This window comes from Hominimerdicola alba, from assembly GCF_900112155.1.
Taxonomy (GTDB): domain Bacteria; phylum Bacillota; class Clostridia; order Oscillospirales; family Ruminococcaceae; genus Hominimerdicola; species Hominimerdicola alba_D.
In genome coordinates this window covers 108,675-125,831 of sequence record NZ_FOKQ01000004.1, presented here as the reverse complement: position 1 = coordinate 125,831, position 17,157 = coordinate 108,675, and the positions used below count along the sequence as shown (strand labels likewise).

General features: G+C 42.1%; 10 protein-coding genes. 8 read left to right on the top strand and 2 right to left on the bottom strand.

Going from position 1 to position 17,157, the window contains the following annotated elements:
- Positions 1 to 24: 24 nt before the first annotated feature.
- A complete protein-coding gene (locus BM265_RS03740) occupies positions 25 to 1,869 on the bottom strand; it encodes a PIN domain-containing protein (protein ID WP_074960141.1) in 1,845 nt (614 codons plus the stop codon).
- Positions 1,870 to 2,728: 859 nt separating this feature from the next.
- Between BM265_RS03740 and gdhA the strand changes: the two genes are divergently transcribed.
- On the top strand, positions 2,729 to 4,078 hold the full coding sequence (gene gdhA, locus BM265_RS03735) for an NADP-specific glutamate dehydrogenase (protein WP_074960140.1): 1,350 nt from the start codon (positions 2,729 to 2,731) through the stop codon (positions 4,076 to 4,078).
- Between the two features lie 194 nt (positions 4,079 to 4,272).
- On the opposite strand, the gene BM265_RS03730 is transcribed toward gdhA, so the two are convergent.
- Positions 4,273 to 5,205, bottom strand: a complete 933-nt coding sequence (locus BM265_RS03730) for a LysR family transcriptional regulator (RefSeq protein WP_074960139.1) — start codon at positions 5,203 to 5,205, stop codon at positions 4,273 to 4,275.
- A gap of 326 nt (positions 5,206 to 5,531) precedes the next feature.
- Here BM265_RS03730 and BM265_RS20540 point away from each other — a divergent pair, with 326 nt between their 5' ends.
- From BM265_RS20540 to BM265_RS03690, 7 genes are all read left to right on the top strand, one after another.
- Entirely contained in the window at positions 5,532 to 7,064 is a 1,533-nt protein-coding gene (locus tag BM265_RS20540; RefSeq protein ID WP_242940767.1) for a fibronectin type III domain-containing protein, read from the top strand.
- A gap of 434 nt (positions 7,065 to 7,498) precedes the next feature.
- Positions 7,499 to 9,208 (top strand): BspA family leucine-rich repeat surface protein, encoded by a 1,710-nt coding sequence (locus BM265_RS03720; protein WP_074960138.1) that lies wholly within the window; start codon positions 7,499 to 7,501, stop codon positions 9,206 to 9,208.
- Positions 9,209 to 9,421: 213 nt separating this feature from the next.
- The gene (locus BM265_RS03715) at positions 9,422 to 10,993 is read left to right on the top strand and encodes a leucine-rich repeat domain-containing protein (protein WP_074960136.1); all 1,572 of its coding nucleotides are present in this window, start codon (positions 9,422 to 9,424) and stop codon (positions 10,991 to 10,993) included.
- A 176-nt stretch (positions 10,994 to 11,169) separates the two neighbouring features.
- The gene (locus BM265_RS19530; protein ID WP_177219534.1) at positions 11,170 to 12,192 is read left to right on the top strand and encodes a leucine-rich repeat protein; all 1,023 of its coding nucleotides are present in this window, start codon (positions 11,170 to 11,172) and stop codon (positions 12,190 to 12,192) included.
- Positions 12,193 to 12,473: 281 nt separating this feature from the next.
- Positions 12,474 to 13,670, top strand: coding sequence for a leucine-rich repeat domain-containing protein (locus BM265_RS03700; protein WP_074960134.1), 1,197 nt, complete (start codon positions 12,474 to 12,476; stop codon positions 13,668 to 13,670).
- Positions 13,671 to 13,821: 151 nt separating this feature from the next.
- Entirely contained in the window at positions 13,822 to 15,210 is a 1,389-nt protein-coding gene (locus tag BM265_RS03695; protein ID WP_074960132.1) for a leucine-rich repeat protein, read from the top strand.
- A 664-nt stretch (positions 15,211 to 15,874) separates the two neighbouring features.
- Positions 15,875 to 17,065: a leucine-rich repeat domain-containing protein gene (locus BM265_RS03690; RefSeq protein ID WP_074960131.1), complete on the top strand. Its 1,191-nt coding sequence runs from the start codon at positions 15,875 to 15,877 to the stop codon at positions 17,063 to 17,065.
- Positions 17,066 to 17,157 lie beyond the last annotated feature (92 nt).

Genomic DNA, 17,157 nt, shown 5'->3' with positions numbered 1-17,157 from the left:
CAGACAGGGGATATAGTTATTTCATTATTTTATTGCATTGCTGATAGCGTTGTATTCCTCTTTTATCGCGCTGTAATATACACAGCCGTTCTTTTTGCCGAAGAGCTTTATCATGCGGATATAAAGCTGCTGTCTTGAGGGAACTTCCCTGAAAAGCTGACGTATCAATTCAACTTCATCAGTCGAACATTTTCCATCAAGAAGCTGTTCAAGTCTGTCTTCAGCTGCGCTCTCTGCGGGAGCTTTTTCAGCAGTTTTCGCAGATTTCTTGCTTGTGCGTGTCTTGGAAGTTTTGGCAGTCTTAGCAGTCTTTTCGGTCTTTTCAGCCTTTGCGGTCTTGCCCTCATCGGATTTCTTAGCCTTTGAAGTTCTGGTCTTTTTCCTTGCGGGCTTTTCCTCTGCGGCAGGTGCTTTCTCGGTAGATTCCTCTGCCTTTTCGGTTACAGCCTCAGCGACAGTCTTGACTTCTGCCTCAACCTTTGCAGGTTCTGCGGCAGGAACTTCTTTCTTCTCGGTGTTTTCAGCCTTAGCGGTAGCTTCTGTCTTTGCAGTCTCCTTGACTTCGGCTTTTGCTTCTGCCTTGGGAGCTTCTGCCACGGGCTGTACAGTCACTGTGTCGGGGCTGACATACTCGGGGTGCTCTGCGGCGTACATCTCTTTCAGACGGAGATATTTCGGGCGCAGCAGCTTGTAAAGCTCGGTGGCATCCTGCTTGTAATCCTTGGCAAGCAAGTTGTGGAATTCTTCCTTGGTGTCGGAGTTTATCAGCAGCTGTGATACGTGGTTTATCATCTCAGCCTTGCACTCGATCTTTTTCATGATCTCTTTCAGTGTCGCGAAAAATCCCTTGGTCTGAACCTTCTGCTTGTCTGCGGGCTTTTCGCTCTTAGGAGCTTCCTTTGCGGATTCAGCTTTTGGTGCTTCCTTTGGAGTTTCGACCTTAGCAGGTTCTTCCTTGACCTCCGCCTTCACCTCGGCTGGCTTTGCCGCGGGAGCAGGCTCGGCTTTTTTCTCTGCGGGCTTTTCAGCCTTTTCAGCTTTCTTAACATCAATGATGGAATAAGCGCTGAATGAAGCTTCCAGAGCATTCAGTTCCTCGGCACTGATGGTGAATTCCTCTTCCTTTGCGGGAGCATTATTCTTCGCCTGCTTGGGAGCTTTATCCTTTTTGGGTTCCTGCTTGGGCGCTGGCTTGGTAGCGCACTTCTCGGTGAGGTCTGCGCTCATAACAACAGCCTTTTCCGAAGTCTCGCTCTTAGCGGCAGGCTGTTCCTTTTTCTCGGGCTGAACTTTTGCGGGTTCTGCCTTTGCTGGAGCTTCTTCCTTAACAGCGGGAACTTCTTCCTTAGCGGTCGGAACTTCCTTTACAGGCTCTGCTTCCTGAACTTCATTCTTCTGCTCGCTTGCGGAAGTATCCTCCGCAGGTGCGAATACAGCAGTATCCGTATCATCGTCATCATCGGGGATAGGCTGCTTTTTGCCGCCTACATAGTTGATAGCCTGAGCAATGGTCTTGGTGCGGTATACGATACAATCAGGAGCGGCTATATACTTGCCATGCCAGAAATCGTGGAGGAAATCAAAGCTCTTGTCGTTACTGATAACAAAGATATGGCTGTAATAGTTCTTGCTAACAAGATATCCCAGCAGAGTTGAAAGCTGGAAATCCAGAGCATTTTTGCCGCCTACGTGTACCTTGAAATACTCCACCTCGGCTTTGGATATCAGCACCTTCTGGTGCATCTCAAAATTGATGGTGTCCGCATTCTCACTGTAAAAAATGATGACGCGGTCATACTCGGTCAGGCTGTCGATGCCTGTCAGACCCTTTGACTTCACATTTTCAAAGTCGATAAGATAAATTTTCATCTGTCTTGTCCTTTCGGTATGTTACGGAAAGGCAGTGTACCGTACATCGCTGGCTCACACAGAATCTCCCTACCGTTCAGACATTCCCGCGTCTGTCCCTCAACGCACATATAAGGTATTGCGCACCTGTGCGAAAGGGAAAGTGTCCGCTTTGGATAAGGTGATACTTTTGGGGTCATATCCCGCAGATATCCTGCCTATGACCGCCGCTGTTATGTATCACATATAATGCCCGACTTATGCCCTGCCTATGGCATAGGTTAAGCCGGATATATGTCAGTCGGTATAAAGAACTCCGTGCTGCCGCAGTAACAGAACGCACCGCCGCGTCCGTTTCGGATTCGGAGCAAATATGGCTCCGTCATAAGTATTATACCATATAAAATGCAAAATGTAAAGATATCGGGTTATATTTTCATGCTTATACGGGAAAATTTTTCCACTATATCCCGTAATTCAGATACTCTCTGACGGATATCAGCATATATTGCCGCCGCTGACATATCTCGATATCGGTGTGATGATGATTTTGCAGGAATCGATGAAATAAAATTCATTTTGCGCAAATACACGTAAAACAGGCGCTATAACGACATTTATTTTTAAAATTTTTCGCTGATTATATTTTGAATATACAGAACTATTCCGACTATTTGCATAAATACAAAGAGCTATTTTGCGATAATTATTCCGAATGTACTAAAATTCACTGATATTCTGAAATTTTGTGTTTCTATACTTGCAAAATAAAAAAGAGTGTGCTATAATAATAGGGCAGTGTGAGTCCGGAGCGTACAAGTGTACGCCGTAGTCGGACTCTGACAGTAATTTTTATTTATTTAAGATGGGAGTTTTTACAATGGCATTGAAGAATGAGTACCTCCAGAAGGTATACGAGCAGGTCGAGAAGAGAAACCCCGGTGAGAAGGAATTCCACCAGGCAGTATATGAGGTTCTTGAGAGCCTTGTTCCTGTTGCTGACAAGAGACAGGACCTTATCGATGCAGGCGTTTTTGACAGAATCGTTGAGCCTGAGAGACAGGTTATGTTCCGCGTTCCCTGGGTTGATGACAACGGCAAGGTACAGGTAAACAGAGGTTTCCGTATCCAGTTCAACTCCGCTATCGGACCTTACAAGGGTGGTCTGAGATTCCACCCCACAGTATGCGCTTCCGTTATCAAGTTCCTGGGCTTCGAGCAGATCTTCAAGAACAGCCTGACCAGCCTTCCTATGGGCGGCGGCAAGGGCGGTTCCGACTTTGACCCTCAGGGCAAGTCTGACGCTGAAGTTATGAGATTCTGCCAGAGCTTTATGACTGAGCTTTGCAAGCACATCGGAGCTGATACCGACGTTCCTGCCGGAGATATCGGTGTAGGCGGCAGAGAGATCGGCTACCTCTTCGGTCAGTACAAGAGGATCAGAAACGAGTTCGTAGGCGTTCTGACAGGTAAGGGTATGCAGTACGGCGGATCTCTGATCAGGCCTGAGGCTACAGGCTACGGCGCAGTTTACTATGCAGTAGAGCTCCTGAAGCACTTCGGCGACAGCATCGAGGGCAAGACCTTTGCAGTATCAGGCTTCGGTAACGTTGCTTGGGGTACTATCAAGAAGGTTAACGAACTGGGCGGTAAGGTAGTAACTATCTCCGGTCCTGACGGTTACATCTACGACAAGGACGGCATCACAGGCGAGAAGGTTGATTACCTGCTGGAGATGAGAGCTTCCTGCAGAAACAGAGTTCAGGATTACGCTGACAAGTTCGGTGTACCTTTCTTCGCAGGCAAGAAGCCTTGGGAGCAGAAGGTCGACATCGTAATGCCTTGCGCAACTCAGAACGAGGTCGCTATCGAGGATGCTAAGAACATCATCACAAACGGCGTTAAGTACTATGTTGAGGTTTCCAATATGCCTACAACAGCTGAGGCAGTTACCTACCTGAGAGAGAACGGCGCTATCGTTGCTCCTTCCAAGGCAGTTAACGCAGGCGGTGTTGCAGTTTCCGGTCTCGAGATGAGCCAGAACTCCATGAGATACAACTGGACTTCCGAGGAAGTTGATGCTAAGCTGCACCAGATCATGAAGAACATCTTCTCTGCTTCCATCGAGGCAGCTCATGAGTATGGTCTGGGTGATGACCTGGTAGCAGGCGCAAACATCGCAGGCTTCCTGAAGGTAGCAGAGGCTATGAAGGCACAGGGCGTGGTATAATACTAGCCATTTAAACTATATAGTCCTTATATATCGAATATACCCGTCAGTAATGACGGGTATATTTTTTTGCGAAAAGCAATATAATGGGAACTGCCAAGGAAACAAAGCGCGCTTTGTTTCCTTGGCAGTTCCCGAAAGATCATGTGATCAGCTATACTATTATAATAGTATAGTGTATATATCCGCCTATCCTATTCAGATACGCTTATCTCCCCGCGGACTTTCTCCAGCTCATTCACGAACATATTGTCCGTTGCACTCAAACGGTAACTCGACTGATATATCAGCACATCCTTGTTGGTTTTGCGGATTTTCGGCGTGCTGCGCTGTACAAGCTTGCAGCGGTCAAGTATCTCCTGGGGCATGGGCGAAACCCACATATACGATTCGGGACAATCCGACAGTATATCAAACTGACTGCCCCGCTCGTAAACATAAATATGCCGCCTGTGAGGATTGAGGTCTGCATTTTTCTTCTGATATACCGCCGATATATTCGGCACGGTATTGTCGCCGTGAAGTATCTCGATGTACTTTTCAAGGGTCTCCTCGGTTATCTCAGACTCCCGTGCAAGAGGACTGTCCGCACTCATTATCAGCACATAGTCGTACTCCCAGCTGTTGTGTATCGTGAGATTTTTCTCCTCCAGCAGTGGCAGAAAAAAGCTTTCGTATGCGATGGGATAGCGGATTATGCCCATATCGTACTCGCATTCCACCACCGAGTTTATAGCTTCCATCGAGTTTGTTTCCTTTATCTTTATGTCCATCGCCTGCCTGTCCGATACCCTGTTCAAAAAACAGGTGAAAGCATGGGTGATGTAGCTTGCACGTGGCAGAAGCAGAGAAAAGCTCACCCTGTTGCTGACATTGTCCTTGTAAAGATTTTCCATCTTGTCAAGCTGAACGAGTATGGCTTTGGCGTACTGCAAAAACTCCTTGCCCTTGTCCGTTGGCACTACACCCTTTGCAGACCTTTTGAATATCGGTATCCCGACCTCGTGTTCCATTTCTTTTATAGCCTTTGAAAGGTTGGGCTGACCCATATAAAGCGCCGCAGCAGCTTTGGTTATCGACCCTAGCCGCTCGACTTCCACAATGTACCGAAGATGCGTCAAATTCATTGTTATCCCTCCGTTATATCGAAAAGTACATAATGTCATATGTATTATACAATATAATTTTTTATATGTCAAGAGCGGATATCACCTATAAATGTAATTGCCGTTAGCATACAAAAAACTTCTTAAAAGAACATACCATAATTTTGCAGTACGTCAATTGACGAATAGTTAAAATTATAATATAATTAACAGCAGCGATATGATCTGTCTCATTTATCCCGAACTTGTCAGTACTGCAAAAGCTAGTGCATACAGATGGGATAGGTATTGTAAAAGTCGGGTTCATGTCGTTTAAAAAAATATTATATTATATGGAGGCTTCAATTATGAACAACAAAAAAATCGTAGCAGGTCTGCTGGCACTGTCATTCGTATTCGGCGGCGCGGTTGTGCCAAGTAATGTAGTGAGCAACGTAGCATCGGTTATAACAGCGCAAGCTGCTGATGTTGAAACATGGACATCTGTCAAAGAACTGACTTCCGATCTGACGATAGACGGTTCTGTAGAAACTAACAGCGATATTATCCTCAACGATAATACTCTTACTATTAACGGTGACCTGTACATGACTGCGGGTATGCTGGATATCGGCACTGGAAAACTGATAGTAAAGGGCAATCTGTACATAGGTAAGGAAAATGCAAGTTCTTATGCATATATCGTGATGCAGAATTCTTCGGCATCAATAACCATTACTGGTGACCTTATTTGGAACGTACATTCAGAGATGAAAAACTCGGTGGGCAGAAGTGGATGGTATACCTACGATATTATCACCGCGGGGACGATCAATGTTGCCGGCAATCTTTATGACTACATTTATGAAGGTAATCATAATGCTTTTACTATGATGGGAGACTCCGTACTGAACCTAAACGGCACAGGAATGCAGACTATCAAATGTTCGTACCAGGGAGAGTTAGCTAAACTTACAGTAACAAATAACAGAACAATTGATATGGAGGGATATTTCTATTCAACAACACCACTCATCTCCGATCTGAACATCAAAACTCAAAAAGGTCTGAAGATCTCTAGCATGGTGATGGATGGAAAAACGGTGAATATTACAGGAAATGTAACCCAGTTTTTAAGTGATATCGACCTAGGTGGCGGAACGCTGAATATCACGGGCATTTTCACCGCGCAGGGTGGCACCACAAAGTTGGATGGAGGTGAACTCAATATCATCGGAGATTACAGGATAGCAAAGCTCAGCAGTAGTGGCAAACTTGTAGAGAGTCAAGCAGGTCTTGATATGACAAACAGCAACGATGTAGTTAATGTGAGTGGAAACTTCATTGTAAAAACTTACTATAATTTAACTAAAGATAATGTTACGATGAAAGCGGGCAAGATGTATGTTGGCGGTAATTTTGACTGTTCTTCGCCACACATAACCTTTGGTTCTGGCAATACTGTATACATGAACGGTACAGGCAAGCAGACCGTCAAGCTTACAGACCGCAAGAAGATATATAATCTCGTACTGATGCAGGATCGTTCAAATTACAATTCAGACATCGGCGATTATGCAAAAAATGTGAGTGTTGAGATCCAGAATTCAAATCCAACAAATCCAACATACCCCACCAACATTAAGGTTGATTACAGCGAACAGTATCACCAGATTCGTTTCACATGGGACAAGGTAGAAAATGCTGACAGATACGGTATCGCAGTATACCTCGCAGGCAAGTGGAGGATTCAGACCCAGACCATTACCGGCACTTCCTACACTACTCCCAAGAATCTCACCCCCGGTAAGACTTACAAGGTTGCTATCGCAGCTAGAGTCAATGGTCAGTGGGATGTAAATAATGCTATCAAGAATGCTGTCACCGTTACTGTAAAGTAATATCCGCACAGCATAAGCTATCACCTTTGGATTTTAATCTGACATGATGCCAACAGCGCCTGAGTTAATCGGGCGCTGTTTTTGGTATTTTGATTGTTATCCCTCCGTTATATCGAAAAGTACATATTGTCATATGTATTATACAATATAATTTTTTTATATGTCAAGAGCGTATATTGCTCATATATCTGCCATCGGCGCGTAAAATTATCTTCACAGAGATCAATTTTATTTTGAACGTGCCTATTGACAAATAGTTAAAAATATAATATAATTAACTATAGACGACATGTGCTATTATATTTATCCCGATCTTGTCAGTGTAGCCAAGCACAGCACAAGTGGCAGGGATAAGTAATTTTTATTGTCGGGATAAAAATTTTTTAGTCGGGTCCATGTCGTTAAATTGTTTTTTATATAGGAGGGTTCATATTATGAACAACAAAAAAATCGTAGCAGGTCTGATGGCGCTGACATTAGTATTCGGCGGCACAGTTCTGCCAAACACAGCAGTGAGCAGCACAGCGTCGGTCATAACAGCACAGGCTTATGATCTTGAGTCAGAATGTTATTCATTTGACTTGGATACAGGTGTGCTTACGCTCAGAGGCGAGGTTGACGCTGATGCATTAAGGGAATTGGGCGTTGGACCGATCGTAAGTTCCGTTGTAGCTGAGGAAGGAACAGTTTTCCCCGAAGATTGCAGAGACTTGTTTAAGGACTATTTTAATTGTACTTCTATCGACCTTTCAAAGGCAGATACAAGCAATGTAACAGATATGAGTTTCATGTTCAGCAGGTGTTATAAGCTGACTTCTCTTGATTTGAGAAGCTTTGATACAAGCAATGTAACAAATATGAGGGAAATGTTCAGTAGTTGCAGTAATTTGACATCGATTGATCTGGGTAATTTTGTTACAAACAATGTCAGAAATATGATGGAAATGTTCGATGGTTGTTCCAGCCTGACCACACTTGATCTTAGCAGTTTTGACACTGGCAATGTCACTAGTTTGTCAGCAATGTTCGATGGTTGTGGAGCGCTGACCTCTGTTGATATTAGCAGCTTTGATACAAGCAATGTGACAAATATGACATACATGTTCTCTAGGTGTCGTGATCTGACCTCTCTTGATGTTAGTAGCTTTGATACAAGCAATGTTACGGAAATGGATGCCATGTTTTCTAATTGTTCCGGTTTAACTTATATTGATCTGAGCAACTTTGAAACCAGCAAAGTCACAGATATGTCTGGAATGTTCCGCGGTTGTGGAAACTTGACCACACTTGATCTGAGTAGCTTTGACACCAGCAAAGTCACAGATATGTCTGGAATGTTCTGGGATTGTTTAAAACTGACATCTCTTGATGTAAGTGGTTTTGATACAAGCAAAGTTACAGATATTGGATATATGTTTGATGGATGTTATGGTTTGATCTCACTTGATGTTAGTGGATTTGATACAAGTAATGTCACAGATATGAGATCCATGTTCAGTCATTGTGAGAATCTGACCTCGCTTGATCTGAGTAGTTTTGATACAAGCAATGTCGAAAATATGTATTCTATGTTCGATTCTTGTAAAAATCTGACCGTTCTTGATCTGAGCAGCTTTGATACAAGCAAGGTAATAGAGAGTGAACGGTTTAACTCAGGTATGAATGAAATGTTCAGGGATTGTGAGAACCTGAGAATAATTACTCTGGGAGAGAATTTCAAAAGCATAAAACTTAATGCCCACCTTCCAAACGGCGACGGCTGGATGAATGTTAATGACCTTTCGACCATTGTGACCGATGGAGAATACTCATTTTTATACGCAGTTATCGAAAATGAAGGTAACAACACCTATGTTCGTTATTTTAGATATACACCCACAAATATCAATGTTGAATACAGCGAGAAGTATCACCAGGTAAGATTTACATGGGATAAAGTAGAAAAAGCCGAGCAGTACGGCGTAGCAGTTTATCTCGCAGGCAAGTGGAGAGTTCAGGCTCAGAATATCACTGATACTACTTACACTACTCCCAAGAACCTTACTCCCGGAAAGACCTACAAGGTAGCGATCGCAGCAAAAGTAGACGGCAAATGGTATACATCAAGTGCTATCGAGAATGCTGTCACCGTTACTGTAAAGTAATATCCGCACAGTATAAGTCATCCCCTTTGGATTTTAATCTGACATGATGCCAACAGCGCCTGAGTTAATCGGGCGCTGTTTTTGGTATTTTGATGATATTAATATAATATGTTGACAAAAGCTAAAAACTGTTGTATAATATACATCAAACGACAGGAGATGTCCTGTCGGTGTACGGGTTAAAAAATGGTCAAAATAACAGGGGGTTAAAAGATGAGTACTAAGAAGATAATTTCAGGTCTGCTGGCACTGACCTTAGTTTTTGGCGGTACACTCGTTCCAATCAGCGCAGTAAGCAGTATCTCAACTGTTACCGCAAGTGCAGCAACAATAAAATCCGGTGACTTTATTTACGATCTGCGTAAAGACGGTACTGCAGAGATCAAAAGGTACGTTGGCTCTGATGCAAGTGTTGATATACCAAGCGAGATCGATGAAGTCAGTGTTGCCGCTATAGGTTCAGGTGCTTTCAGCGGAATAACTACACTTGTAAGTGTAGTTATTCCTGATAGTGTTGTTTCTATTGATGTAGCAGCATTCTCAAACTGTACTGCACTTGCAGATGTAACTCTGTCAAATAATCTGGAAACTATCAGTACCTCAATGTTTGTCAAATGTGAATCTCTGCAAGAGATCGTTATACCTGACAGCGTAACTTCCATTGCAGATAATGTATTCGCTTATTGTTCAAGCCTTGAAAGTGTAACTTTTTCCGAAAATCTGCAGTCTATCGGATTTGGTTCTTTTGCTTATTGTGAGAACCTCAGGAAAGTAACTTTACCTGACAGCGTTACATCTCTTGGAAATTCGGAATTTGCTAACTGTACAAATCTTGAAAGTGTAACGTTATCCGCAAATCTGGAGACTATAGGAAAAGCTACTTTTGCTTTCTGTGAAAGCCTTAAAAAGGTAACTATACCCAACAGCGTAACTTCTATCGGTGCTTCTGCTTTTGATAACTGCTCAGCCCTTGAAAGCGTCAACTTATCAAAATACATAACATCTGTTGAAGAAAGTACTTTTGCAAATTGTAAAAAGCTCAAAAGCGTTGTTATCCCTGATTCTGTAGAGAGCATCAAAGATAAGGCATTCTCAGCGTGTGATGGTCTGGAAAGCGTTACATTCTCCAGAAATCTGGAGTCTATCGGCGCAAGTGCTTTTGAAGACTGTAATAGTCTAGCAGGCATCACATTGCCGAAAAATCTGAAAACTATCGGTCAGTCTGCCTTCAATGCTTGCATACTTCTTAAAACTGTTGTTATACCTGATGGCGTTGAAAGTATCGGAGCAAGTGCTTTTTCAGGATGCAGCGATCTTGAGAGCATAACTATACCTGCAAGTGTTACTGAGATAGGTGATAATATGGTCACCAATTCTAATTCCATTACTCAGACATCTAATCCTGCAAGCAAAGTAACCGTATACTGCTACACAAACTCAGCAGCACATAAATATGCAGTAACAAACAAGCTGAAATTCGAGCTGTTGGATGCAGCGAAGCCCACATATCCCACAAACATCAAGGTCGATTACAGCGAAGAATATCACCAGATAAGATTTACATGGGACAAGGTGGAGAACGCACAGCAGTACGGCATAGCTGTATATCTGGCAGGCAAGTGGAGAATACAGACCCAGAAGATACCCGCTACATCTGTAAGTTATACCACTCCCAAGAACCTGACTCCGGGAAAATCCTACAAGGTGGCTATCGCAGCTAAGGTAGACGGCACTTGGGATACATCCAATGCTATAAAGAACGCTATCACAGTTACTGTAAAGTAATATCGTGATATACTGTTGACATACTATTAAAAAAGATATATAATAATTATCAAACGACATATTATTTCACACTTATCCCGATGACACAGCAAAAACACACCTTCTGCGGTCGGGACAAGCGAATGTTTTATGTCGTTTGTTTTATTTATCTATTCAAAAGATTCGGAGGTAATGAAATGAACAACAAGAAGATCATAGCAGGTCTGATGGCACTGACATTCGTATTCGGTGGTACATTCCTGCCCGGTGCAGCAAACAACAGCACGGTTATTACAGCAAGTGCAGAAACAATTGCATTTGATGACTATGAGTACAGGCTTCTGGAAGACGGTACAGCTGAGATCGCAAGATACAGGGGCGAAGATACAGAGGTCACGATACCCGATAAGATAGACGGCGTGGCAGTAACTAGTATTGGTGAGTCAGCATTTGAAGGCAATTTCGATATCACCGGCGTCATTATGCCTGATAGCGTAACTACTATCAAGGGATATGCATTTACCAGCTGCTTTAATCTTAAAAGTATCAAATTTTCAAAAAATCTGAAGTATATAGGTGAGACCAATTTTGCGGAGTGTGTTGCACTTGACAATGTGGTCATACCTGATGGTGTTGAACGCATTGAGGTGGGAACATTCAACAGCTGCACGAACCTCAAAAACATTGTTCTGCCCCAAAACCTGAAGTATATAGGTGAAGCTGCTTTCGGATACTGTACAGATCTTAATAATGTTACTATTCCCGCTAGTGTTACCGAGATAGGTGAAGAGGCATTTTCAGAATATGATACACACGATGATAGCTATAAGCCATTAAAGAACGTGATTATCAATTGCTACGCAAACTCAGCTGCCGAGAAATATGCAAAAGCAAACGATTTGAATTATAAGCTGATCGATGAAAAACTCCCTAATTGTCCCCCTCCTAATATGTTAAGAGCTGAATGCAGTGCGGAGTATCATCAGATACGTTTCAGCTGGGATCCTATTAGTGGCGCTGAAAAGTACGGCATCGCTGTATATCTTTCGGGGAAGTGGAGAGTGTGGACCAGTTCTATCCCCGCTTCGACCACAACATTCACTACACCAAAGAATCTTACACCAGGCAGGACCTATAAGGTCGCAGTTGCTGCTAGGGTGAACGGTAAGTGGAATACAACTGACCCAATCAAGAGCGCTGTAACTGTTACCGTTAAGTAGTGATATACAGTAACGTAAATACGGCATTTCAGTAAATCTCACGTGTGATATAGCGGCCAATGGGAATAGTCATATATCAACAGCAGAGTATTTACAGATATTGTCATAAATGTTAAAACTGTCAATTGACACAAAGTAAAAAAAGATATATAATTACTATCAAACGACATGATCTTTCGCGTTTGATCCGATCAGTGCCGCCAAAACAGCGCATTCGGTCGGAATGGGCGAAAGTGAGATGTCGTTTGTTAATTATATAACAAATTTAGGAGGACACAAAAATGAAAAACAAGAAGATCGTAGCAGGTCTGCTGGCCCTGACATTCGTATTCGGCGGTGCAGCTCTGCCAAACACAGTAGTTAACAACAGCGTGATAGCTTCGGCAAGTGAAGAAGCGGAGGTACTTAGATACGGCGATTATGAGTACAAGCTGCTTGAAGACGGTACTGCTGAGATAACATCTTACGACTTTTACAACAGTTCTGACACAGAGATCGAGGTGCCCGCTGAGATGAATGGTGTGGCTGTAACTAGCATTGGTGAAAGAGCTTTTTCAATGTGTGTAGAAATTAAGAGCATTGTTATCCCTGATGGTGTGAAGACAATTGGGGCGGGAGCTTTTAATATGTGCAATAGTTTGGAGCGCATTGTTATTCCCGATAGTGTTGAATATATAGGTGAATTGGCATTTTGGGAATGTAACAGTCTTAAAAGTATAACATTACCGAAAGGCTTGAAGCAGATAAGCGATGGTACATTTTTTGTATGCACTGGACTTGAGAATGTTGTTATGCCTGATGGTGTTGAAAGTATCGGTTCAGGGGCATTTAGTTCTTGTGAGGAACTCAAAAGTATCGTATTACCGAAAGGCTTGAAGAAAATAGGGGCTTCCGCTTTTGCAAACTGTCAGGAACTTGAAAGTATAACTTTGCCTGAAGGAACGGAAGAAATAGGGGCAGATGCCTTTGGAAACTGCCTTGCTATTAAAAGCATTTCAATTCCCGCAAGTGTTACCAAAATAGGTGACGATGCTTTTTCGAAAGTGTATTATACCGATGAAAGTGAAGATGATTCTTCCGATTATTATTTCAAGCCATTAAAAGATTTGGTAATTAATTGCTACAAGGATTCAGCTGCACATAAGTATGCTCTGGAAAACGGCAACAGCTTCGAGGTTATCGATGCTAAGGATAGCAAAACAAAATATCCCGAGCTGATAAAGGAAGGATACAGTTCAAAATACCGTCAGTTCCGCCTGAACTGGACAGTAGTGGGAGGTGCACAGCAGTACGGCATAGCCGTAAAGCTTGCTGGCAAGTGGAAGGTACAGGCATACACCGATGCTGCTGCCACAACATACACTTCGCCCAAGCTGACCTCGGATCAGAGTTATCAGGTCGTTATCTGTGCTAAGGTAAACGGCAAGTGGGATACTTCTGCTCTCAATAACAGAGCATTTACTCTTACTGTAAGATAATATCTAAGAGTCATTAAAAAATCAAACGACATGATCCTAATACTTATCTCGATACAATCTGGATAAGCAGTTACTAAAATCTGAAAAAGATAATATTAAAGTCGGGTCCATGTCGTTTATATAAATATTTTTATATTAGGAGGACACAAAAATGAACAACAAGAAGATCGTAGCAGGTCTGCTGGCGCTGACATTCATATTCGGCGGTGCAGCTCTGCCAAACACAGTAGTTAACAACAGTGTGGTAGCTTCGGCAAGTGAAGAGGATGCAGAGGTACTTAGATACGGCGATTATAAGTATATTCTGCGTGAAGATGGCACTGCTGAGATAGTAGAGGGTCATTTTTCAACTGACGAGATCGAGATACCGGGCGAGATAAATGGCGCAGTTGTAACAAGCATTGGTGAAGATGCTTTTGATTATTACAACCCATATATTAAAAGTATTGTTATACCGGATAGTGTTACAGTGATCAAAGAAGGTGCATTTGATTGTCTCTTTGAACTTGAAAGTATCACATTACCAAAAAATCTGAAATATATAGATGATCGTGCTTTTGAGCAATGTAGAAAAATTAAGAACATCGTTATACCTGATGGTGTGAAGACAATTGGATATTACGCTTTTTCCGGGTGTGAAAGTATTGAGAGCCTTGTTATCCCCGATAGCGTGGAATTTATCGATAAAGGCGCGTTCAGTTACTGCATGAACCTTAAAAGTATTACATTGTCGGATGGATTGAAAGAAATAATAACTGATACTTTTTTGGAGTGTCGTTGTCTTGAGAGTATTGTAATACCCGATAGTGTTGAAAATATCAGGGGAGAGGCTTTTTATCGCTGTTATGCTCTCAAAAGTGTTACATTACCAAAAGGCTTGAAGGAAATAGGTCATGGTGTGTTTTCAGATTGTGTAAGTCTTGAAGGTATTACTATACCGGAAGGAGTGGAGAAAATAGGTGGTTGTGCCTTTTTAGCCTGCCATAGCCTTGAAAATGTTGTTATACCTGATAGTGTAAAAACCATAGGAGAATATGCATTTACAAACTGCCATAGTCTTAAAAGCGTTACAATTCCCGCAAGTGTAACTGAAATAAATGAGTATGTATTTTCTTACTATGATTCAAAGGAAGAAAAATTTAAGCCCTTAGAGGACGTGACCATCAATTGCTACGCAAACTCAGCTGCCGAGAAATATGCAATAGCAAACGGCTTGAATTACAAGCTGATCGATGAAAAACTTCCTGCTTGTCCCCCTCCGAAGAGGATGGTCATCAAAGCTGAACTCAGCGAAGAATATCACCAGATACGTTTAAGATGGAAGCCTTATGAGAATGCCGAAAAGTACGGCATCGCTGTATATCTTTCAGGAAAGTGGAGAGTTTGGACTAGTTCTATCCCTGCCGATGTTACTGTTTTCACATCTCCCAAGAACCTTACACCCGGCAAGACCTATAAAGTAGCTGTTGCAGCTAGGGTAAACGGTAAGTGGAATGTAAAGGATGCTGTCTATGACGCTGTAACTGTTACCGTTAAGTGAGATACAGGAACGTAAATAAGGCATTTCAGTAAATCTCACGAGCGATATAATGGCAAGTGGGATAACAACAGGGCATTCACACTTACTATAAGGTAATTCTGATACCATTATAAAACATAATAATTAATACTTAATGTCGAATGGATCTTCCCGACATTCATAAAGCTGATGGGGTATGTCAAAATATCAATCGGCTATCGTGGATGATATATGGGAGGATCCATTGACTTTTAATAACGAATATGTTAAAATAATTATAGGTTAATTTAAACTCAAAAATAACAAATAATGAACATTAAGGTTGTATCATAACTGTCGATTCTTAATCCGAACTAGAATTAAAGCATAGTCGGATATAGCAATAAACAACAGCGAAATGGTATCAGTAAGCGGGATACAGTCATCTTAGCAATGGTCGAATGCTAATGTGAAATTACTGAAATCAACAGGATAGAGTTTATTTTTACAGGCGGTTAATGTTAAAATAGACTGTTGACATAAAGTTTAAAAAGTAATATAATTAACATTAAGCGACATAACTATTCATACTTATCACGACACGGTAAATGCCTAAAAGCATTGCACCAACAGTCAGGATAAGTAGTTGTAAAAGTCGGGATTCATGTCGTTTAAATAAAATTTTTTTATTAGGAGGGTTCATAAAATGAACAACAAAAAAATCGTAGCAGGTCTGCTGGCGCTGACATTCGCATTCGGCGGTGCGGCTCTGCCAAACACAGTAGTTAACAACAGTGTGGTAGCTTCGGCTAGTGAAAGTGAATATTTTTCATATGGCGAGTTTATGTGTACTATGCAGGAAGATGGCACTGTTTGGGTATTAGAATTCATGGATCCCAGAGCAACAGAGGTCGAGATACCCGCCGAGATAAATGGTGCGCCTGTAACAAGAGTTGGTGGTATGGGATTTTATAATAGAAAGATCATGACAAGCGTTGTCATACCCGATAGTGTTACGGAAATTGATATGTGTGCATTTCATGATTGTGAAAGCCTTGAAAGCATCAAATTGCCTGAAAACCTGGAATATTTAGACGATGGTGCTTTTGCTGGTTGCCTGAATCTTAAAAGTATCACATTACCCAAGAAGCTGAAGAATATCGGATATAGTGTTTTTGAAGATTGCAGCAGCTTGGAGAGCGTTGAAATACCCGATAGTGTTGAGGTCATAAATGATTGTGCTTTTAAAAACTGCCATCTGCTTAGCGGTGTTACATTACCGAAAAATCTGGTGCGTATAGGTGATGCAGCTTTTAGAAATTGCTCACTTATTAAGAATGTAGTTATACCTGATAGTGTGGAGGAAATAGGAACAGGTGCTTTTAGTGGCTGTAGTAAAGACTGGAGAAGTGTTACGATCCCTAAAAATGTCACCGTGGGTTATGATGCATTTGGTGATTATGATGAGGTTTCAGATTCTTACAAGCCCTCAAAGCAGCTTATGATAAATTGTTATATGGATTCATCTGCATATTGGAGTGCTTTGAATAGCGGCAGCAACTTCAATGTGCTCGATGCTGATAACATCAAAACTAAATATCCTGAGCTGATCAAGGAAGAGTACAGTTCAAAATACCATCAGTTCCGCCTGAAATGGACAGCGGTTGAAGGTGCTGAGCAGTACGGAATAGCAGTAAAGATCGCAGGCAAGTGGAAGGTACAGGCTTTGACTGATGCTGATGTCAGGACATATACTTCGCCAAAGCTGACCGCAAACAAAAATTATATTGTTGCGATTTGTGCCAAGATCAACGGCGAATGGGATACGAGCAATCTTCATATTTCTTACTACGGTGGCAGATCCTATGGCAGAACATTTCCCCTTACTGTAAGATAATAGCTAATATCCTGTTGACAAACAATTAGTAATAAGCGACATGATTTTTATAATTGTCCCGACGAGGTCGGTGCCACAAAGCACCGCATCCA

What these genes read in the sequence shown, in the direction of transcription:
- BM265_RS03740 (WP_074960141.1), bottom strand. Translation starts at nt 1,869, where the DNA reads ATGAAAATTTATCTTATCGACTTTGAAAATGTGAAGTCAAAGGGTCTG.
- BM265_RS03700 (WP_074960134.1), top strand. Translation starts at nt 12,474, where the DNA reads ATGAAAAACAAGAAGATCGTAGCAGGTCTGCTGGCCCTGACATTCGTA.
- gdhA (WP_074960140.1), top strand. Translation starts at nt 2,729, where the DNA reads ATGGCATTGAAGAATGAGTACCTCCAGAAGGTATACGAGCAGGTCGAG.
- BM265_RS03720 (WP_074960138.1), top strand. Translation starts at nt 7,499, where the DNA reads ATGAACAACAAAAAAATCGTAGCAGGTCTGATGGCGCTGACATTAGTA.
- BM265_RS03730 (WP_074960139.1), bottom strand. Translation starts at nt 5,205, where the DNA reads ATGAATTTGACGCATCTTCGGTACATTGTGGAAGTCGAGCGGCTAGGG.
- BM265_RS19530 (WP_177219534.1), top strand. Translation starts at nt 11,170, where the DNA reads ATGAACAACAAGAAGATCATAGCAGGTCTGATGGCACTGACATTCGTA.
- BM265_RS03715 (WP_074960136.1), top strand. Translation starts at nt 9,422, where the DNA reads ATGAGTACTAAGAAGATAATTTCAGGTCTGCTGGCACTGACCTTAGTT.
- BM265_RS03695 (WP_074960132.1), top strand. Translation starts at nt 13,822, where the DNA reads ATGAACAACAAGAAGATCGTAGCAGGTCTGCTGGCGCTGACATTCATA.
- BM265_RS03690 (WP_074960131.1), top strand. Translation starts at nt 15,875, where the DNA reads ATGAACAACAAAAAAATCGTAGCAGGTCTGCTGGCGCTGACATTCGCA.
- BM265_RS20540 (WP_242940767.1), top strand. Translation starts at nt 5,532, where the DNA reads ATGAACAACAAAAAAATCGTAGCAGGTCTGCTGGCACTGTCATTCGTA.